We start from the raw sequence: 16,008 nt of genomic DNA, 5'->3' as shown, positions 1-16,008 counted from the left end.
ACCCAAGCTTTGCGCGCTGATCAATTGTTGGTGGAGCGGGGCCTCGCGGCCTCGCGTTCACAGGCCGTCCGCCTGATCGCGGGCGGATTGCGCTGGCGCGATGCCGGCAGCGGCGCCGAATGGCGCAGCGTGGGCAAGAACCGCGACGAGATCCCCGCCTCGGCCGAGCTCGAGCTCGCCGATGCCGCGGAGTCGCGCTATGTCTCGCGTGGCGGGCTCAAGCTGGAAGGCGCCTTGCGCGCCACCGGCGTCGACCCCACGGGCAAGCACTGCCTCGACGTGGGCCAGTCGACCGGCGGTTTCACCGACTGCCTGCTGCAGCATGGCGCGGCGCAGGTGGTGGGCATCGACGTCGGCCATGGCCAGCTGCATGCGCGCATCCGCGAGGACGAGCGCGTGACGGCCATCGAGAAGGTCAATGCGCGCGCGCTGGTCATCGACGACCTGCAGGACGAGGTCGAGCGCACTGATTTCGACCTGGTCGTGGCCGACCTGTCCTTCATCTCGCTCACGCTGGTGCTGCCCGCGGTCGTGCCTTTTCTGGCGGCCGAAGGCGAGCTGCTGCTGCTGGTCAAGCCTCAGTTCGAACTGCAGCCGGGCCAGGTGGGCAAGGGCGGCATCGTGCGCGACGACGCGATGTACCCGATCGTCGAACAGCGGCTGCGCGAGAGCTGCGCCGCGCTGGGCCTGCGCGTGCTGCGCTGGATCGACAGCCCGATCGCCGGCGGCGACGGCAACCGCGAGTTCTTCATTCATGCCGTCCACGCGGACGGCGACCCAGGAGCCGCACGTGCGCCTTCCGCTGAGCTTTGAGTTCTTCCCGACCAAGACGCCCGAGGGCGCGGTCAAGCTGCGCGCCGTGCGCCAGCAGCTCTACGAGATGAAGCCCGAGTTCTGCTCCGTGACCTACGGCGCGGGCGGCTCGACCCATGCGGGCACCTTCGCCGCGGTGGGCGAGATCCTGGCCGAGGGCGTGGACGCGGCCAGCCACTTCTCCTGCATCGGCGCCACCCGCGCGACGGTGCGCGAGCAGCTGGCCGAACTCAAGGCCATGGGCGTGAAGCGGCTGGTGGCGCTGCGCGGCGACCTGCCCAGCGGCTACGGCGTGGGCGGCGAGTTCCAGTACGCGAGCGACCTGGTCGGCTTCATCCGCGCCGAGACGGGCCGCGATTTCCATATCGAGGTCGCCTGCTACCCCGAGGTCCATCCCCAGGCGCGTTCGCCCGAGGCCGACTTGCAGGCCTTCGCCGCCAAGGCCAGGGCCGGCGCCGACTCGGCCATCACGCAGTACTTCTTCAACGCCGACGCGTATTTCCGTTTCGTCGACGACGCCCGGCGGCTGGGCATCGACACCCCGGTCGTGCCCGGCGTGATGCCCATCACCAGCTCGACCCAGCTGATGCGCTTCTCCGATGCCTGCGGCGCCGAGATCCCGCGCTGGATACGGCTGCGGCTGCAGAGCTACGGCGACGACACGGCCTCGATCAAGGCCTTCGGCCTCGATGCGGTGGCGCAGATGTGCGAGCGCCTGTGCGCGGGCGGGGCCCCGGCGCTGCACTTCTACACCATGAACCAGGCCACGGCCACGCTCGCGCTGCTGGAGCGACTCGGGCTGGACGCATGAGTTGTCGCGCGCGCCATGGACCCTGGCGCGCGGCGCTGCTGAGCCTGGCAGCGGGCGTCCTGATGACGGCCTGCGCGCTGCCGCCGGCCCCCGATGCGCCCACCGAGCCCGTGGCTGGCGCCATCTCGCCCGACCTCGCCCTGAAGCCCCTTCCCACCGGCCTGGCCGTGCCACCCGGCGTGGCCCCGCGTTCCGACGTGCCTTCGGTGCGCTACGACCTGGCGGTCTCAGGACCGGACGAGCTCACACCCGACGACGGCGTGCCAGGCGACGACGGCCCGCGCACGATCTTCCAGCGCGGCGGCGCCTCCTGGTACGGCATCGGCTTCCACATGCGCAGGACCGCCAACGGCGAACGCTTCGACATGGGCGCCATGACCGCCGCGCACCGCACCTTGCCCTTCGGCACCGTGGTCTGCGTGCGCAGCCTGGTCAACGGGCGCGAGGTGCTGGTGCGCATCAACGACCGCGGCCCCTTCGGGCCCGGCCGCATCATCGACCTGAGCCGTGCCGCCGCCGAGGCGCTCGACATGCTGAGCATGGGCATCAAGCAGGTGGCGCTGCATGTGGTCGACCAGCCGGGCATGCGCTGCAACGGCGAGGTGGCCGATGTGGAGGCGCTGCAGCAGTCGGCGCCCGAGGTGCAGGCGGCCGCGCCGGTGGCCCGGCCGGCGCGCAAGGCGCCGGTGCGGCGCCGACGCTAGGGCCTGTTCAGCCGCCCGCGTCGAGCGAGAAGGTCGCGTTGCGGTCCTGGCCCAGGCGTTCGGCCAGCTGGGGCAACGCGGCCGCCATCTGCGCCTTGAGCGTGTAGGGCGGGTTGATCAGGAACATGCCGCTGGCCGGCAGGCCGGGGCGGCGCGTCTCGCCCGCGGGCGTGGTCGTGATCTTGCTCGACTTGACCGTCAGCGTGGCGTGCAGCCAGGACTTGCCGGCCTTGGTCGCCATGGTCTTGAGCCGGCGCGGCAGGTCGTGCGCCTCGGGCCGCGGGATGATCGGGTACCAGACCGCGTAGGTGCCGGTGGCGAAGCGCTTGAGCGCACCTTCGACGAAATCGAGCACCCGCGCGTAGTCGCTCTTGATCTCGTAGCTCGGGTCGCACAGCACCAGCGCGCGGCGCGAGGGCGGCGGCAGGAACTTGGTGGCGCTGCCGAAGCCGTCCTCGGTGAGCACCGAGATCTGGCGCCCGGCATCGAGCTGCGCGATGTTCGCCGTGAGCGTGCGGCCGTCGGTCGGGTGCAGCTCGAACAGCTTGAGCCGGTCGTGGTCGCGCAGCAAGTGCTGCGTGATGAAGGGCGAACCCGGGTAGATCCGGGCGCCGCCCTTGGGGTTGAAGTCGCCGATCACCTCGAGGTAGCGTGTGATCGCGTCGGCCTGTGGCACCTCGGCCTTGGGCGGGGCGCCCTTCTTGGGCGGGGCCGCGGGCGGCGGCGGCGCCAGCAGGCGCAGCACGCCCTGGCTGGCTTCGCCGCTGGTGTCGGCGTAGTCGCCGTCCAGCCGGTACAGGCCGGCGCCGGCGTGGGTGTCGACAACGGTGAGCGCCGCGTCTTTTTCCAGCATGTGGTCGAGCGTGGCAATCAGCACCGTGTGCTTGAGCACGTCGGCGTGGTTGCCGGCGTGGAAGGCGTGGCGGTAACTGAACATAGGGGTCGATCGTACCCGCACCGGGCGGGTCAGGTTGCTCCAAGTCCTTGATTCTTCGTATAATCGAGGGCTTCGCAGCGTTTTGTGACCCCGCGGCGAAGCGCGCAACCACCGTTTCGGCGGTGTTGCGGATCCCACCTAAGAGATTCCCACCAGAGGAACGCCGACCGTGGAAAAGGGCCCGCCAAACCCTCTTTTGAAGAGAAAAACTCATGACCAAAACGTTCAGCGCCAAGCCCGCTGACGTGACGCACGAGTGGTTTGTGATTGACGCGACCGACAAGGTCCTCGGACGAGTAGCCAGCGAAGTTGCTCTCCGTTTGCGCGGCAAACACAAGGCCATTTACACGCCTCACGTCGATACCGGTGACTACATCGTCATCATCAACGCCGCGCAACTGCGCGTCACCGGCGCCAAGTCGATCGACAAGGTGTACTACCGTCACTCGGGCTACCCGGGCGGTATCACGGCGACGAACTTCCGCGACATGCAGAACAAGCACCCGGGCCGCGCCCTGGAAAAGGCTGTCAAGGGCATGCTGCCCAAGGGCCCGCTCGGTTACGCGATGATCAAGAAACTCAAGGTGTACGGTGGCGCTGAGCACCCGCATACCGCCCAACAGCCCAAAGTGCTGGAACTGTAAGGAGCCTTGAGAATGATTGGTGAATGGAACAATGGCACCGGCCGTCGCAAATCCAGCGTCGCTCGTGTGTTCATCAAAAAAGGCACCGGCAAGATCACGGTCAATGGCAAGGACATCCAGGCCTATTTCGGCCGCGAGACCTCCATCATGATCGCGAAGCAACCGCTGTTCCTGACGAACAACGTCGAAACCTTCGACATCATGATCAACGTGGCCGGTGGCGGCGAATCGGGTCAAGCCGGCGCTGCGCGCCACGGCATCACCCGCGCCCTGATCGACTACGACGCGACGCTGAAGCCGGTGCTGAGCCAGGCTGGCTTCGTGACGCGCGATGCGCGTGAAGTCGAGCGGAAGAAGGTCGGTTTGCACTCCGCCCGTCGCCGCAAGCAATTCTCGAAGCGCTGATTCGCTACTGCGGACCTGCATGGCCGCGTTGCAATCCTCGCCGGACGTCAGTCCGGCTCCGGGTTGCGCCTTGCCCTGCAGGCCCTCGCTACGCGAATACATGCACTTCGTTTGTGCCGAAAGCCGCCTCCGGGCGGCTTTTTGTCGCCTGCTTTCCGCAGGCGAGGTTGCGAGCCGTCGCCAGACTCGGTTCCGGTTCGCGCCTTGCGCTGCAGGCCCTCGCGACGCGAATATCCGCACTTCGTGCATTGCCGAAAGCCGCCCTCCGGGCGGCTTTTGCTTTGTTGAAGTAGCATCCTCCCATTGGCCGCTTGTTCGGCCCACCCCACAGGAGTCCCGCACATGAGCGCTGTTGCCGAAACCATCCAGACCCCCACCCAGATGCCCGAGCCGATCGTCTTCACCGACAGCGCGGCGGCCAAGGTGGCCGATCTGATCGCCGAAGAGGGCAATCCCGAGCTCAAGCTGCGGGTGTTCGTGCAGGGCGGCGGCTGCTCCGGCTTCCAGTACGGCTTCACCTTCGACGAGATCACCAACGAAGACGACACGACCATGACCAAGAACGGCGTGTCGCTCTTGATCGATGCCATGAGCTACCAATACCTGGTCGGCGCCGAGATCGACTACAAGGAAGACCTGCAGGGCGCCCAGTTCGTGATCAAGAACCCGAACGCCACCAGCACCTGCGGCTGCGGCTCGAGCTTCTCGGCCTGAACCGCGGATCCAGAGGGTGCCGGTCTTGCGTCTGACCCCCTCGATCTCCCGACAAACCGCCCCAGGGCGGTTTTTTGTTGCCTGTCGCTGACCCCTTCCCCTCTCCATGGCTTCTGAGATCTCGGCCCGCAAGAGCCTCCTGTGGCTGGTCGCCGTCGGCTTCTTCATGCAGACGCTGGACGCGACCATCATCAACACCGCGCTGCCGGCCATGGCCGCGAGCCTGGGCGAGAGCCCGCTGCGCATGCAGTCGGTGGTGGTGGCCTATTCGCTGACGATGGCGATGTTGATCCCGGCCTCGGGCTGGATCGCCGACCGCTTCGGCACCCGACGGATCTTCTTCTCGGCCATCGTGCTCTTCGTGCTGGGCTCGGTGGCCTGCGCGCTGTCGCAGAGCCTGGGGCAACTGGTCGCATCGCGCGTGGTACAGGGGCTGGGCGGCGCGCTGTTGCTGCCCGTGGGGCGGCTGTCGCTGCTGCGCACCGTGCCGCGCAGCGAGTTCCTGCAGGCCATGAGCTTCGTCGCCATCCCGGGCCTGATCGGGCCGCTGCTGGGGCCGACGCTGGGCGGCTGGCTGGTGCAATACGCGTCCTGGCACTGGATCTTCCTGATCAACGTGCCGGTGGGGCTGCTGGGCTGCATCGCCACGCTGCGCTTCATGCCCGACCTGCGCGGCGCGGTGCAGCAGCGCTTCGATGCAGCCGGCTACGCGATGCTGGCCCTGGGCATGGTGAGCATCTCGCTGGCCCTCGACGGCGTGGCCGAGCTCGGCCTGCGCCAGGTCAGCGTCTTCGTGCTGCTGGTGTTCGGCTTCGCCAGCCTCACGGCCTACTGGCTGCGCGCCGCGCGCGAGCCGGCGCCGCTGTTCTCGCCCCTGCTGTTCAAGGTGCCCACGCTGAGCATCGGGTTGCTGGGCAACCTGTTCTCGCGCCTGGGCAGCAGCTGCATGCCCTTCCTGGTGCCCCTGCTGCTGCAGGTGTCGATGGGCTACTCCCCGGTGCAGGCGGGGCTGATGATGCTGCCCATCGCGCTGGCGGGGATGGCGATGAAGCGCTTCACCACGCCGCTGATCACGAACTTCGGCTACCGCCGCGTGCTGGTCGTGAACACCGCCCTGGTCGGCGTCGCGATGGCCACTTTCGCCTTCGCCGCGCCGGGGCAGCCGCTGGTGGTGCACCTGCTGCAGCTGCTGTTCTTCGGCGCGGTCAACTCGCTGCAGTTCACCGCGATGAACACCGTGACGCTGCGCGACCTCGACGGCAGCATGGCCAGCAGCGGCAACAGCCTGCTGTCGATGGTGCAGATGCTGGCCATGAGCCTGGGCGTGGCGGCCGCGAGCTCGGTGCTGGGCGGCTACACCGGCATGTTCGGCACCCAGGCCTCGGTGGACACGCTGCATGCCTTCCAGGCCACCTTCGCCACCATGGGGCTGATCACGCTGGCCTCGGCCATGATCTTCTGGCATCTGCCGCCGCAGGCGCGTGCGGTGCAGCCGGCGCAGCCCGAGGTCTCGGGCCAGGGCTGATCGCTCAGGCGGGGTAGAGCGCGCCCAGCACGCGTTCGCCCCGGGCGCCGGTCGCGCTGGCCAGGTTGCCGGGCTCGCGGCGCACCGTGGCCCGCGCCAGCCAGGCAAAGGCCGCAGCCTCGACCTGCTGGGGCGGCAGGCCGCGTTCGGCCGAGGACATGACCTGCACGCCCGGCAGCAGGGCCGCCAGCCGCTGCATCAGGTGCGTGTTGAGCGCGCCACCGCCACAGACCACCAGTTCCTGCGCCGCCGCGCCGTAGCGGCGCAGGTCGTCGGCGCAGGCGGCGGCCGTGAGTTCGCAGAGCGTGGCCTGCACGTCGGCCGGCGCGCTGGCGTCGTCGCCCAGCCGCGCCGCCAGCCAGGTCGGGTGGAACAGGTCGCGGCCGGTGCTCTTGGGCGGGGCCTTGGCGAAGAAGGGGTCGGCACGCATCCGGGCCAGCAGCGCGGGCCGCACCTGGCCGCTCGCGGCCCAGCGGCCGCCCGCGTCGAAGGGCTGGCCGGTGTGGGTCTGGCACCAGTGGTCCATGAGCGCGTTGGCGGGGCCGCAATCGAAGCCCAGCACCGGGCCTTGCGCGCCCGCGGCGGGCAGCACGCTGAGGTTGGCGATGCCGCCGAGGTTGAGCACGCCGACCGTGTGGTCGGCACGTCCGAACACCGCGCGGTGGAAGGCCGGCACCAGCGGCGCGCCCTGGCCGCCGGCGGCGACGTCGCGGCGCCGGAAATCGGCCACCACGTCGATGCCGGCGAGTTCGGCCAGCAGCGCGGGGTTGTCGAGCTGCAGCGTGTAGCCCAGGCCGTCGAACTCGCCCGGCCGGTGGCGCACGGTCTGGCCGTGGGCGCCGATGGCGGTGATGTCCGCGGCGACCAGGCCGGCATCGGCCAGCAGCTGGCGGATCACGCCGGCATAGACGCCGACCAGGCCGTTGGCCGCCAGGGCGGCGCGATGGAGTTCGTTGTCGCCGGCGGTGTTGAGGGCCAGCAGCTCCGCGCGCAGCGCGGGCGGGAAATCGGCCGTGGCATGGCCGACGACCGTGGGCCGGCCGGCGTCGGAGAACGCAGCCAGCACGCCGTCGACCCCGTCGAGCGAGGTGCCCGACATCAGGCCGATGAAGCGCTCAGCCATGCGCGATGTCCGGGGAGTGCCTTATTCGGCGCTGGCCTGCACCACCGAGAAGGCGGCCGACAGCTCCATGCGGGTGGCGATCGCCAGCCGGTTGAAGGCCGGGCGTGCCGCGGCGGTGATCGGCGTGCCGCCGTCCTGCTGGGCGATGTTGGCCGGATTGGTGTACTGGCCGTTGACGCGGAATTCGAAGTGCAGGTGCGGGCCGGTGGCCCAGCCGGTCGAGCCGACCGCGCCGATGAACTGGCTCTGGTTCACGCTCTGGCCGACCTTGACGTCGATGCGGCTCAGGTGGGCGTAGACCGTCTGCTGGTTGTTCCGGTGCTTCAGGATGATGATGTTGCCGTAGCCGTTCTGGCGGCCGGCGAACTCCACCGTGCCGTCGCCGACCGCGCGCACCGCGGTGCCCGTGGGCGCCGCGAAGTCGATGCCGTTGTGCTGGCGCCAGCTGTTCATGATCGGGTGCATGCGCATCGCGAAGCCGCTGGAGATGCGCGAGAACTCGACCGGCGAGGCCAGGAAGGCGCGCACCAGGCTGTCGCCGTTCGGGCGGTAGTAGCCGCCCTTCTTGCCGGGCTCCTGGAACCAGAGCGCCTGGTGGGTCTTGCCGTTGCTCTCGAATTCCGCCGACAGCACGCGGCCGCTGCGCAGCGACTGGCCGTCGGCCTCGAAGGTCTCGTACACCACGGCGAAACGGTCGCCCTTGCGCAGCGAGCGGAAGTCGACGTCGTTCGAGAAGATGTCGGCCAGCTGGCTGGCGACGGCGTCGGGAATGCGGGCCTCGTCGGTGGCGGCGAACAGCGAGCTGCGCACCACGCCGCTGGCCAGGCGGCTGGCGGCCGTGAGTTGGTCGACCTCGGTGCGCACGCTGAAGCCCTTGGCGCCGCGCACCACCACCAGGCGCTTGAAGGCGCCGTCGCCGTCGGGAATCCAGCGGGCGCTCAGGCGCTGCAGCGTGTTGTCACGGGCGGCTTCGGCGGTGACAGTGCGGCCGGTGCGGTTGAGCAGCGCGGCGCGCGCCTCGGCATTGCCGCGCACGAAGGCGGCGGCCGCCGGGTCGGCGATGCCCAGGCGCTTGAGCAGCGCCTCGATGGTGTCGCTCGAACGCGTGAGTTCGGTGCGGAAGAGGGTGAAGTCGTGGTTGTCGAGCGCTTCGACCTGGTCGTCGGCGACCAGCGGCTTGACCGCCTCCAGCACTTGCTGGACCGGCAGATCGGCCACGTCGGGGCCCAGCGAAGCGACGGCGAAGGCACCGCCGCCCGCGCACAGCAGCAGCGCGCCGATGGCGCCGGCGATGTGCTTCGGGTACGTGCGGAACGTGTGGGCCACGCGGGAAGCGAGCAACTCCTCGGCGGCGAGAATGGCGTGGATCAACGTCTAGGGCCCTGTGTCGGTTCAGCGGGTCCTCGGTGCACCGCTTGCAGTGCACGTCTGTAGGACGGTGCTGAAGAAAGCGCCGCTTAGAATCCGACGCTTGTGAAAAGTCGGGCTGAGTATAGCTTCGGCGCCGCCTGAAACTGCCAAAAAGTCCCAATGAAGCCCGAGCTTGTTACATCCCAACCCCTCTCTGATACTGTAGGACACGCGCTTGAAGTGTCGCTGCGCGGCACCGACGAGCTGCTGCCCCAGGACGAGTGGGTGCGCAAGCTGCAGCGCGCCGAGGCCAGTGGCACGCCGCTGCGCATCAAGCTGGGGCTGGATCCGACGGCGCCGGACATTCACATCGGTCATACGGTGGTCCTGAACAAGATGCGCCAGTTGCAGGATCTGGGCCACACCGTGATCTTCCTGATCGGCGACTTCACCACCACCATCGGCGACCCTTCCGGCCGCAACAGCACCCGCCCGCCGCTGACCCGCGAGCAGATCGAGGCCAACGCCCAGACCTACTACCGCCAGGCCAGCCTGGTGCTGGACCCCTCGAAGACCGAGATCCGCTACAACTCCGAATGGAGCGACCCGCTGGGCGCGCGCGGCATGATCCAGCTGGCCGCCAAGTACACGGTGGCCCGGATGATGGAGCGCGACGATTTCACCAAGCGTTTCAAGGCCGGCCAGTCCATTTCGGTGCACGAGTTCCTCTACCCGCTGATGCAGGGCTACGACTCGGTGGCGCTCAAGAGCGACCTGGAACTGGGCGGCACCGACCAGAAGTTCAATCTCCTGGTCGGACGCCATCTTCAGCAGGAATACGGCCAGGAACCGCAGTGCATACTCACTATGCCGCTGCTGGAGGGGCTCGACGGCATCGAGAAGATGTCCAAGAGCAAGAACAACTACATCGGCCTGACCGAGCCGGCCAACACCATGTTCGCGAAGGTGCTGTCGATCTCCGACGACCTGATGTGGCGCTGGTACACGCTGCTGAGCTTCCGCTCGCTGGCCGAGATCGAGGCGCTCAAGGCCGAGATCGCGGGCGGGCGCAATCCCAAGGACGCCAAGGTCGCGCTGGCCAAGGAAATCACCGCGCGCTTCCACGACGCGGCGGCCGCCGATGCGGCCGAGCAGGATTTCGTCAACCGCAGCAAGGGCGGCGTGCCGGACGAGATCCCCGAGGTGAGCCTGTCGGGCGCGCCGCTGGGCATCGCCCAGCTGCTCAAGCAGGCCGGGCTGGCGGCGTCGACTTCCGAGGGCAACCGGCTGATCGACGGCGGCGGCGTGCGCGTCGACTCGGCGGTGGTCTCCGACAAGGGCCTCAAGCTCGAGGCCGGCAACTACGTGGTGCAGGTCGGCAAGCGCAAGTTCGCGCGCGTGCTGCTGGGCTGAGGCGCCAGCCTCTTCTCGCGCCTCATCAGCGCACTTCGATCGTCACGCGCCGGTTGCGCGGTTCCACGGTCTCGTCGGGGGTCTGCACCGCCAGTTCGCGTTCGCCGCGGCCGATGGCCAGGATCCTGGCCACGGGGAAGCCGCGGTCCGTGAACATCTGTCGCACCTGCTGGGCACGCCGGCGCGACAGGTCGTCGTTCTGCTCGACCGAGCCGACCGTGTCGGTGTGGCCGGTGACCACGATTTCGCCGCCGCTGCGGGCCAGCGCCGCGGCCAGGGCCTCGGTCAAGGTGGACTGGGAGTCGCCGGCCAGCGCCGTCCCGCCCAGGTCGAAGAACACGGTGTAGCGCTGCGGGGGCGGCGGCCGGAGCTCGAACAGGCTGCGGTTCTCGGCCGCGACCTTGGCCGGGTCGGCCTGGTCGACGACCGGGGCGCCGGTGGCGCCGCGGGCCGCGGTGGCGCGTGCGTAGGGCTTGCTGAGCGTTTCCTGGCCACCGTTGGCGCTGACCACCACCGCGGAGGCGGAGCCGTCGTCCTGCGGCAGCAGCACGACGCGGGTGGCGGGCGCTGCACAGGCGGCGAGCAGGGCGCTCAGGGCGAGCGCGGCGAGAAGGCGGAGGGACATCACGGTTGGGGATCGGCCTGCACGATGAAGTCTGTGCCGCGGATGCCGATGGTCGCGGTCTGGGTCTCGATGCGGATGGCATCGGGATGGGCCTTGCCGATCAGGCCGGTGATCATGCGCATCGAACCGCGCAGCAGCGAGACCAGCAGGCCGCCGTCGTGGGTGGTGGCATCGAAATGGAACTCCTTGACGTCCAGCCGCGACGAGGGGCCGAGCACCATGGTGGTCCCGTCGCGCAGCACCACGCTGGCGGCGGAGTCCGGGCCGGTCACGACGCGGTCGATGGGCGACAGCGCGTCGCCGGGCGTGGCGGGGCGCGCCACGCCGCCGGAACCGAGCAGCTGCACGTCGCCGCGCACGGACTTGACCGTGCCGGCGGGCTGTTCGGCGGGGGCGGCGCTCTGCGCGAACGCTGCGCCGCAGAGCACGGTCAGGGCGCAAAGAAGGGGCAGGTATCGGGTTTTCATGGTGGGGCGGGGGAGGGTCCGCCATGGTAAGCGACCGACCGCCGCGTTCCCTCACACCGCGATAATTCACGCCTCAACCGTGTGGCAGTACCGATCTACCGTGGCTTCAACCCTCGCCGACTCCTCTCGCAAACCTCGCTGGGGCCCCGCGGCGCTGCTGCGGCTGTCGATCGCGGTGGCGCTGCTGACCATCGTGCTCAAGGGCGGCGCGGGCTACATCACCAACTCGATGGGCCTGATCTCGGACGCGATGGAGTCCTTCGTCAACCTGGCCAGCGCGATGTTCGCCCTGGCGATGGTGACCATCGCCGAGCGGCCGGCCGACGAGAACCACCCCTACGGCCACCACAAGGCCGAGTACTTCTCCTCGGGCTTCGAAGGCATCCTGATCATCGGTGCGGCGCTGGCGATCGGCTGGGTCGCGGTGCTGCGGCTGCTGTCGCCGCAGCCGCTGGAGCAGCTGGGCTGGGGCCTGGCGCTGTCGATCCTGAGCTCGGCCTTCAACGCCGGCCTGGCCGTGATGCTGTTCCGCGCGGCGCGCGCGCACCGCTCGATCGCGCTGGAGGCCGACGGCCGCCACCTGGTCACCGACGTCTGGACCTCGGCCGCGGTGGTGGTGGGCATCGTCGCGGTGCATTTCACCGGCTGGCTGTGGCTCGATCCGCTGCTGGCCATCGGCGTGGCGCTCAACATCGTGCGCGAGGGGGCCAAGCTGGTCTGGCGCTCGTCGCAGGGGCTGATGGACCAGGCGCTCGATGCCGAATCGCTGGCCGCGCTGCAGGCCGCGCTGGCCCGCTTCACGGCCGAGCGGCCCGAGGGACCGCGGCTGCGCTTCGACGACCTCGTCACCCGCAGCGCCGGCCAGCGCCGCTTCGCCGACCTGCACATGCACGTGCCGGGCGACTGGTCGCTGCAGCGCGCCGCCGGCCTGCGCGATGCGGTGGAGCAGGCGCTGATGGACGCGGTGCCGGGCCTGCGCGTGACCATCCAGCTGCTGCCGCTGGACATGGAGGCGCGCGCGGTGCAGATGGCGGCGCACGAATGAAGGCCGTGCTGCAGCGGGTGCGCGAAGCCCGCGTCGAGATCGCCGGCGAGACGGTGGGCGCGATCGGCCCGGGCCTGCTGGTGCTGCTGTGCGCCGAGCGCGGCGACAGCGACGCCGTGGGCGACCGGCTGCTGGCCAAGATCCTCAAGCTGCGCATCTTCTCCGACGCGGCCGGCAAGATGAACCTCAGCCTGCAGGACGTCGGCGGCGGCCTGCTGCTGGTGAGCCAGTTCACGCTGGCGGCCGACGCGAGCGGCGGCAACCGCCCGAGCTTCACCGGCGCAGCGGCGCCCGACGAGGGCCGGCGCCTCTATGACCGCTTCGTGGCGCAGGCCCGCGCCGCGCACCCGGTGGTCGCCACCGGCGTGTTCGCGGCCGACATGCAGGTGCACCTGGTCAACGACGGGCCGGTGACGATCCCGCTGCAGATGAGCTAGTAGGGATTGGCGATGCCGAGTTCCGCCAGGATCTCGATCTCGTAGGCCTCCATCTCCTCGGCGTCGGCCTCGCCGGTCTCGTGGTCCCAGCCCTGCGCATGCAGCGCGCCGTGCACCAGCAGGTGGGCGTAGTGCGCGGCCAGCGTCTTGCGCTGTTCTTTCGCCTCGCGCGCCACCACCGGCGCGCACAGCACCAGGTCGGCCATCACGACCGGTTCCTGCGCATAGTCGAAGGTCAGCACGTTGGTCGCGTAGTCCTTGCCGCGGAATTCGCGGTTGAGCTTCTGGCCTTCGTCGGCATCGACGATGCGCACGGTGATCTCGCCATCGATCGCGAGCGCATGGCGTAGCCAGCGCGTGACGCTGTGGCGCGGCAGCGCGAGCCGGTGGCGTTCAACGTCCTTGAAGCGCGCGAACTGCAGGGACAGGGAGAGTGCGGGCAGTGCCATCTCAGTGCGCCTCGGCGCGCTTGCGCTGGCCGTCGTAGGCGTCGACGATGCGCGCCACCAGCGGATGGCGCACCACGTCGGCGCTGCTGAAGCGCGTGATCGCGATGCCCTTGACCCGCTTGAGCACCCGCTCGGCATCGATCAGGCCGCTGAGCTGCGACTTGGGCAGGTCGATCTGGCTCACGTCGCCGGTGACCACGGCCTTGGCGCCGAAGCCGATGCGCGTGAGGAACATCTTCATCTGCTCGGGCGTGGTGTTCTGCGCCTCGTCGAGGATCACGAAGGCGTTGTTCAGCGTGCGCCCGCGCATGAAGGCCAGCGGCGCGATCTCCAGCGCATTGCGCTCGAAGGCCTTCTGCACCTTGTCGTAGCCCATCAGGTCATAGAGCGCGTCGTACAGCGGGCGCAGGTAGGGGTCGACCTTCTGCGACAGGTCGCCTGGCAGGAAGCCCAGCCGCTCGCCGGCCTCGACCGCGGGCCGCGTGAGCACGATGCGCTGCACCGCGCTGCGTTCCAGCGCATCGACCGCGCAGGCCACGGCCAGGTAGGTCTTGCCGGTGCCGGCCGGGCCGATGCCGAAGGTGATGTCGTGGCGCGCGATGTTCTCGAGGTAGCTGGCCTGCGTCGGCGTGCGCGCGCGCAGGTCGGCGCGGCGCGTGACCAGCATCGGGCCGGCCTCGCCGTCGGCCGTCATGCCCGAGTCGCTGGCCAGCGTGAGCTGCACCACCGCGGGGTCGATCGGCCGCTCGGCGATCTCGTAGAGCGCCTGCAGCACCTCGAGCGCCTGGTCGGCGATGGCCTTGGGGCCCTCGACCTTGAACTGCTCGTGGCGGTGCGCGATCGTCACGCCCAGCGTGTCCTCGATGCGGCGCAGGTGCTCGTCGAGGGGGCCGCACAAGTGCCCGAGGCGCACGTTGTTGAGGGGCTTGAAGGTGTGGCGAACGATCAAAGGATAATTCCGGCTCTAGAGAAGGGCACCCATGATAGGCAAATTGACCGGCACGCTGGCCGAACGCAACCCACCGCAGGTGGTGGTGGACTGCAACGGGGTCGGCTACGAGGTCGACGTGCCGATGAGCACCTTCTACAACCTGCCGCCGACCGGCGAGCGTGTGTCGCTGCTCACGCACTTCGTGGTGCGCGAGGACGCGCAGATTCTCTACGGCTTCGGCACCCCGGCCGAACGCGCGGCCTTTCGCCAACTGATCAAGATCTCCGGCGTCGGCCCGCGCATGGCGCTGGGCGTGCTCTCGGGGCTCAGCGTGGCCGAGCTGGCGCAGATCGTCACGCTGCAGGACGCGGGCCGGCTGGTGAAGATCCCGGGCATCGGCAAGAAGACCGCCGAGCGCTTGCTGCTCGAGCTCAAGGGCAAGCTCGGCGCCGACATCGCGCTGCCGCAGCACGCGGCATCGGACTCGCAGACCGACATCCTGCAGGCGCTGGTCGCGCTGGGCTACAGCGACAAGGAGGCGGCCGCCTCGCTCAAGGCCCTGCCCAAGGACGTGGGCGTGAGCGAGGGCATCAAGCTGGCCCTGAGGGCGCTGGCCAAATGAGCTGGCGCGGCGGGTGGCAACGCACCGCCGCGAAGGCCGGCAAGGTCTATCCGCGCGGCGAGGCCCCGGGCTGGGTGGCGCTGTGGCAGCGGCTCGATCCGCGCCAGGAATCGCCCGAGGGCGATGCGATGCTGGGCCGGCTGGCGCTGATCTGCTGCGTGCCGATCCTGATCGCCTACGGCAGCGCCGGGCTGCTCTACGGCCACCTTGCCCTGCTCACGCCGGGTGGTTTCATCGACATGCCGGGCGCCTGCGCCTGGCTCACGGCCACGGCGAGCTTCGCGCTGGCGGTGGCCTTGCTCGATGTGCTCGTGGCCGGCGACGCACCCCCGCCACCGCCCGCGCAGCCGCGCAGCATCACCACCACGCACACCATCTGGCAGGCGCCCGGCCGTCCCTTGCGCCAGGTCCAACTCAAGACCGCACTGCCGCCGGTGCCGCCGACCGCGGCGCGCACGCGCCGGCTGCGCGCCGCGGGCTTCATCGTCGCGGCCATCGCCTGCGCCTCGGCGCTGGTCGGGCGCGGCCTGCTGGCGCTGGGCCTCGAGGCCTTCGCCCGGCCGGTGATCGCGCTGGCGCCGCGCGCCGAATGGCCGCTGTGGCCCTTGTCCTCGGTGTGGTCGTGGCTGCTGCCTTTCGCGCGCGACGATTTCGTGCTCGGGCTGATCGTCATCGGGGTGGGGCTGTTCTTCTTCACCCAGTTCCTGGCCTGGCGCAAGGTGCGGCGCGCGTGGCTGCCGCTGGCGGTGATCGTTCCGCTGCTGGTGGCGCTGGCCTACCTGGGCTCGGCGGCCTACGACTTCGCGGCGGCGCGCCGGCTCGGAGGACTGCGCGACGCCGACCTGGTGTTCGCGCTGGCACGCGACCCGGGCCGCCACAACGCCTATACCTTCCTCAGCCTCTGGATGGCGATCGGCTGTGCCAGCGTCGGGCTGCTGCTGGGCTACCTGATGGGCCGCTCGGGCAGTCTGGACGACGAGGACTGACGTCCGA

General features: G+C 69.7%; 19 protein-coding genes. 12 read left to right on the top strand and 7 right to left on the bottom strand.

The window, feature by feature from the left end; all coding sequences use genetic code 11:
* Positions 1 to 9: 9 nt before the first annotated feature.
* Genes A9977_RS24100 through A9977_RS24090 form a run of 3 tightly spaced genes read left to right on the top strand, consistent with a single transcriptional unit; the run spans position 10 to position 2,328 of the window.
* Positions 10 to 813 carry a TlyA family RNA methyltransferase gene (locus A9977_RS24100; protein ID WP_183027379.1) on the top strand — a complete coding sequence of 268 codons (804 nt, stop codon included), beginning with the start codon at positions 10 to 12 and terminating at the stop codon, positions 811 to 813.
* Positions 791 to 1,624: a methylenetetrahydrofolate reductase [NAD(P)H] gene (gene metF / locus A9977_RS24095; RefSeq protein WP_183027378.1), complete on the top strand. Its 834-nt coding sequence runs from the start codon at positions 791 to 793 to the stop codon at positions 1,622 to 1,624. The genes A9977_RS24100 and metF overlap by 23 nt, the downstream gene beginning before the upstream one ends.
* Positions 1,621 to 2,328 (top strand): septal ring lytic transglycosylase RlpA family protein, encoded by a 708-nt coding sequence (locus A9977_RS24090; RefSeq protein WP_259652123.1) that lies wholly within the window; start codon positions 1,621 to 1,623, stop codon positions 2,326 to 2,328. Before metF ends, A9977_RS24090 begins: the two co-directional genes overlap by 4 nt.
* A gap of 7 nt (positions 2,329 to 2,335) precedes the next feature.
* Here A9977_RS24090 and A9977_RS24085 read toward each other — a convergent pair whose 3' ends face one another.
* Complete coding sequence (locus A9977_RS24085; protein WP_183027377.1) at positions 2,336 to 3,265, bottom strand: 23S rRNA (adenine(2030)-N(6))-methyltransferase RlmJ; 930 nt, start codon at positions 3,263 to 3,265, stop codon at positions 2,336 to 2,338.
* Positions 3,266 to 3,477: 212 nt separating this feature from the next.
* On the opposite strand from A9977_RS24085, the gene rplM reads away from it, so the two are divergent.
* From rplM to mdtD, 4 genes are all read left to right on the top strand, one after another.
* Complete coding sequence (gene rplM, locus A9977_RS24080; protein ID WP_062479213.1) at positions 3,478 to 3,909, top strand: 50S ribosomal protein L13; 432 nt, start codon at positions 3,478 to 3,480, stop codon at positions 3,907 to 3,909.
* 12 nt (positions 3,910 to 3,921) lie between these two features.
* Positions 3,922 to 4,314, top strand: a complete 393-nt coding sequence (gene rpsI, locus A9977_RS24075; protein WP_183027376.1) for a 30S ribosomal protein S9 — start codon at positions 3,922 to 3,924, stop codon at positions 4,312 to 4,314.
* Positions 4,315 to 4,656: 342 nt separating this feature from the next.
* Positions 4,657 to 5,028, top strand: coding sequence for an iron-sulfur cluster insertion protein ErpA (erpA, locus tag A9977_RS24070; protein WP_183027375.1), 372 nt, complete (start codon positions 4,657 to 4,659; stop codon positions 5,026 to 5,028).
* A gap of 106 nt (positions 5,029 to 5,134) precedes the next feature.
* Complete coding sequence (mdtD, locus tag A9977_RS24065) at positions 5,135 to 6,553, top strand: multidrug transporter subunit MdtD (RefSeq protein WP_183027374.1); 1,419 nt, start codon at positions 5,135 to 5,137, stop codon at positions 6,551 to 6,553.
* A 4-nt stretch (positions 6,554 to 6,557) separates the two neighbouring features.
* Here mdtD and A9977_RS24060 read toward each other — a convergent pair whose 3' ends face one another.
* The gene (locus A9977_RS24060; RefSeq protein ID WP_183027373.1) at positions 6,558 to 7,676 is read right to left on the bottom strand and encodes an anhydro-N-acetylmuramic acid kinase; all 1,119 of its coding nucleotides are present in this window, start codon (positions 7,674 to 7,676) and stop codon (positions 6,558 to 6,560) included.
* 21 nt (positions 7,677 to 7,697) lie between these two features.
* Positions 7,698 to 9,047, bottom strand: coding sequence for a M23 family metallopeptidase (locus A9977_RS24055; RefSeq protein WP_183027372.1), 1,350 nt, complete (start codon positions 9,045 to 9,047; stop codon positions 7,698 to 7,700).
* Positions 9,048 to 9,206: 159 nt separating this feature from the next.
* Here A9977_RS24055 and tyrS point away from each other — a divergent pair, with 159 nt between their 5' ends.
* Positions 9,207 to 10,439 (top strand): tyrosine--tRNA ligase, encoded by a 1,233-nt coding sequence (gene tyrS / locus A9977_RS24050; protein WP_183027371.1) that lies wholly within the window; start codon positions 9,207 to 9,209, stop codon positions 10,437 to 10,439.
* Positions 10,440 to 10,464: 25 nt separating this feature from the next.
* Here the strand turns inward: tyrS and A9977_RS24045 are convergent, their stop codons facing one another.
* The gene (locus A9977_RS24045) at positions 10,465 to 11,064 is read right to left on the bottom strand and encodes an OmpA family protein (RefSeq protein ID WP_183027370.1); all 600 of its coding nucleotides are present in this window, start codon (positions 11,062 to 11,064) and stop codon (positions 10,465 to 10,467) included.
* On the bottom strand, positions 11,064 to 11,531 hold the full coding sequence (locus tag A9977_RS24040) for a FecR domain-containing protein (RefSeq protein WP_183027369.1): 468 nt from the start codon (positions 11,529 to 11,531) through the stop codon (positions 11,064 to 11,066). The genes A9977_RS24045 and A9977_RS24040 overlap by 1 nt, the downstream gene beginning before the upstream one ends.
* Before the next feature lie 100 nt (positions 11,532 to 11,631).
* Between A9977_RS24040 and A9977_RS24035 the strand changes: the two genes are divergently transcribed.
* Positions 11,632 to 12,576, top strand: coding sequence for a cation diffusion facilitator family transporter (locus A9977_RS24035; protein ID WP_310936186.1), 945 nt, complete (start codon positions 11,632 to 11,634; stop codon positions 12,574 to 12,576).
* A complete protein-coding gene (gene dtd / locus A9977_RS24030) occupies positions 12,573 to 13,013 on the top strand; it encodes a D-aminoacyl-tRNA deacylase (protein WP_183027367.1) in 441 nt (146 codons plus the stop codon). Before A9977_RS24035 ends, dtd begins: the two co-directional genes overlap by 4 nt.
* Here dtd and ybeY read toward each other — a convergent pair.
* On the bottom strand, positions 13,010 to 13,462 hold the full coding sequence (ybeY, locus tag A9977_RS24025; protein WP_183027366.1) for an rRNA maturation RNase YbeY: 453 nt from the start codon (positions 13,460 to 13,462) through the stop codon (positions 13,010 to 13,012). The two genes, dtd and ybeY, sit on opposite strands and share 4 nt — an antisense overlap.
* Position 13,463: 1 nt before the next feature.
* The gene (locus tag A9977_RS24020) at positions 13,464 to 14,411 is read right to left on the bottom strand and encodes a PhoH family protein (protein WP_183027365.1); all 948 of its coding nucleotides are present in this window, start codon (positions 14,409 to 14,411) and stop codon (positions 13,464 to 13,466) included.
* Between the two features lie 31 nt (positions 14,412 to 14,442).
* Here A9977_RS24020 and ruvA point away from each other — a divergent pair, with 31 nt between their 5' ends.
* A complete protein-coding gene (ruvA, locus tag A9977_RS24015; protein ID WP_183027364.1) occupies positions 14,443 to 15,015 on the top strand; it encodes a Holliday junction branch migration protein RuvA in 573 nt (190 codons plus the stop codon).
* Complete coding sequence (locus A9977_RS24010) at positions 15,012 to 16,001, top strand: hypothetical protein (protein WP_183027363.1); 990 nt, start codon at positions 15,012 to 15,014, stop codon at positions 15,999 to 16,001. The genes ruvA and A9977_RS24010 overlap by 4 nt, the downstream gene beginning before the upstream one ends.
* The last annotated feature ends 7 nt before the right edge of the window (positions 16,002 to 16,008 follow it).

Source organism: Variovorax sp. UMC13 (assembly GCF_014170375.1).
GTDB lineage: Bacteria > Pseudomonadota > Gammaproteobacteria > Burkholderiales > Burkholderiaceae_C > Variovorax.
This window is presented reverse-complemented; position numbering and strand designations above follow the sequence as displayed.

Bases quoted from the DNA above. Each gene is read 5' to 3' on its own strand.
- A9977_RS24045 (WP_183027370.1), bottom strand. From the start codon at position 11,064: ATGTCCCTCCGCCTTCTCGCCGCGCTCGCCCTGAGCGCCCTGCTCGCC.
- A9977_RS24090 (WP_259652123.1), top strand. From the start codon at position 1,621: ATGAGTTGTCGCGCGCGCCATGGACCCTGGCGCGCGGCGCTGCTGAGC.
- rplM (WP_062479213.1), top strand. From the start codon at position 3,478: ATGACCAAAACGTTCAGCGCCAAGCCCGCTGACGTGACGCACGAGTGG.
- dtd (WP_183027367.1), top strand. From the start codon at position 12,573: ATGAAGGCCGTGCTGCAGCGGGTGCGCGAAGCCCGCGTCGAGATCGCC.
- rpsI (WP_183027376.1), top strand. From the start codon at position 3,922: ATGATTGGTGAATGGAACAATGGCACCGGCCGTCGCAAATCCAGCGTC.
- tyrS (WP_183027371.1), top strand. From the start codon at position 9,207: ATGAAGCCCGAGCTTGTTACATCCCAACCCCTCTCTGATACTGTAGGA.
- ruvA (WP_183027364.1), top strand. From the start codon at position 14,443: ATGATAGGCAAATTGACCGGCACGCTGGCCGAACGCAACCCACCGCAG.
- A9977_RS24085 (WP_183027377.1), bottom strand. From the start codon at position 3,265: ATGTTCAGTTACCGCCACGCCTTCCACGCCGGCAACCACGCCGACGTG.
- mdtD (WP_183027374.1), top strand. From the start codon at position 5,135: ATGGCTTCTGAGATCTCGGCCCGCAAGAGCCTCCTGTGGCTGGTCGCC.
- A9977_RS24060 (WP_183027373.1), bottom strand. From the start codon at position 7,676: ATGGCTGAGCGCTTCATCGGCCTGATGTCGGGCACCTCGCTCGACGGG.
- A9977_RS24010 (WP_183027363.1), top strand. From the start codon at position 15,012: ATGAGCTGGCGCGGCGGGTGGCAACGCACCGCCGCGAAGGCCGGCAAG.
- erpA (WP_183027375.1), top strand. From the start codon at position 4,657: ATGAGCGCTGTTGCCGAAACCATCCAGACCCCCACCCAGATGCCCGAG.
- A9977_RS24040 (WP_183027369.1), bottom strand. From the start codon at position 11,531: ATGAAAACCCGATACCTGCCCCTTCTTTGCGCCCTGACCGTGCTCTGC.
- ybeY (WP_183027366.1), bottom strand. From the start codon at position 13,462: ATGGCACTGCCCGCACTCTCCCTGTCCCTGCAGTTCGCGCGCTTCAAG.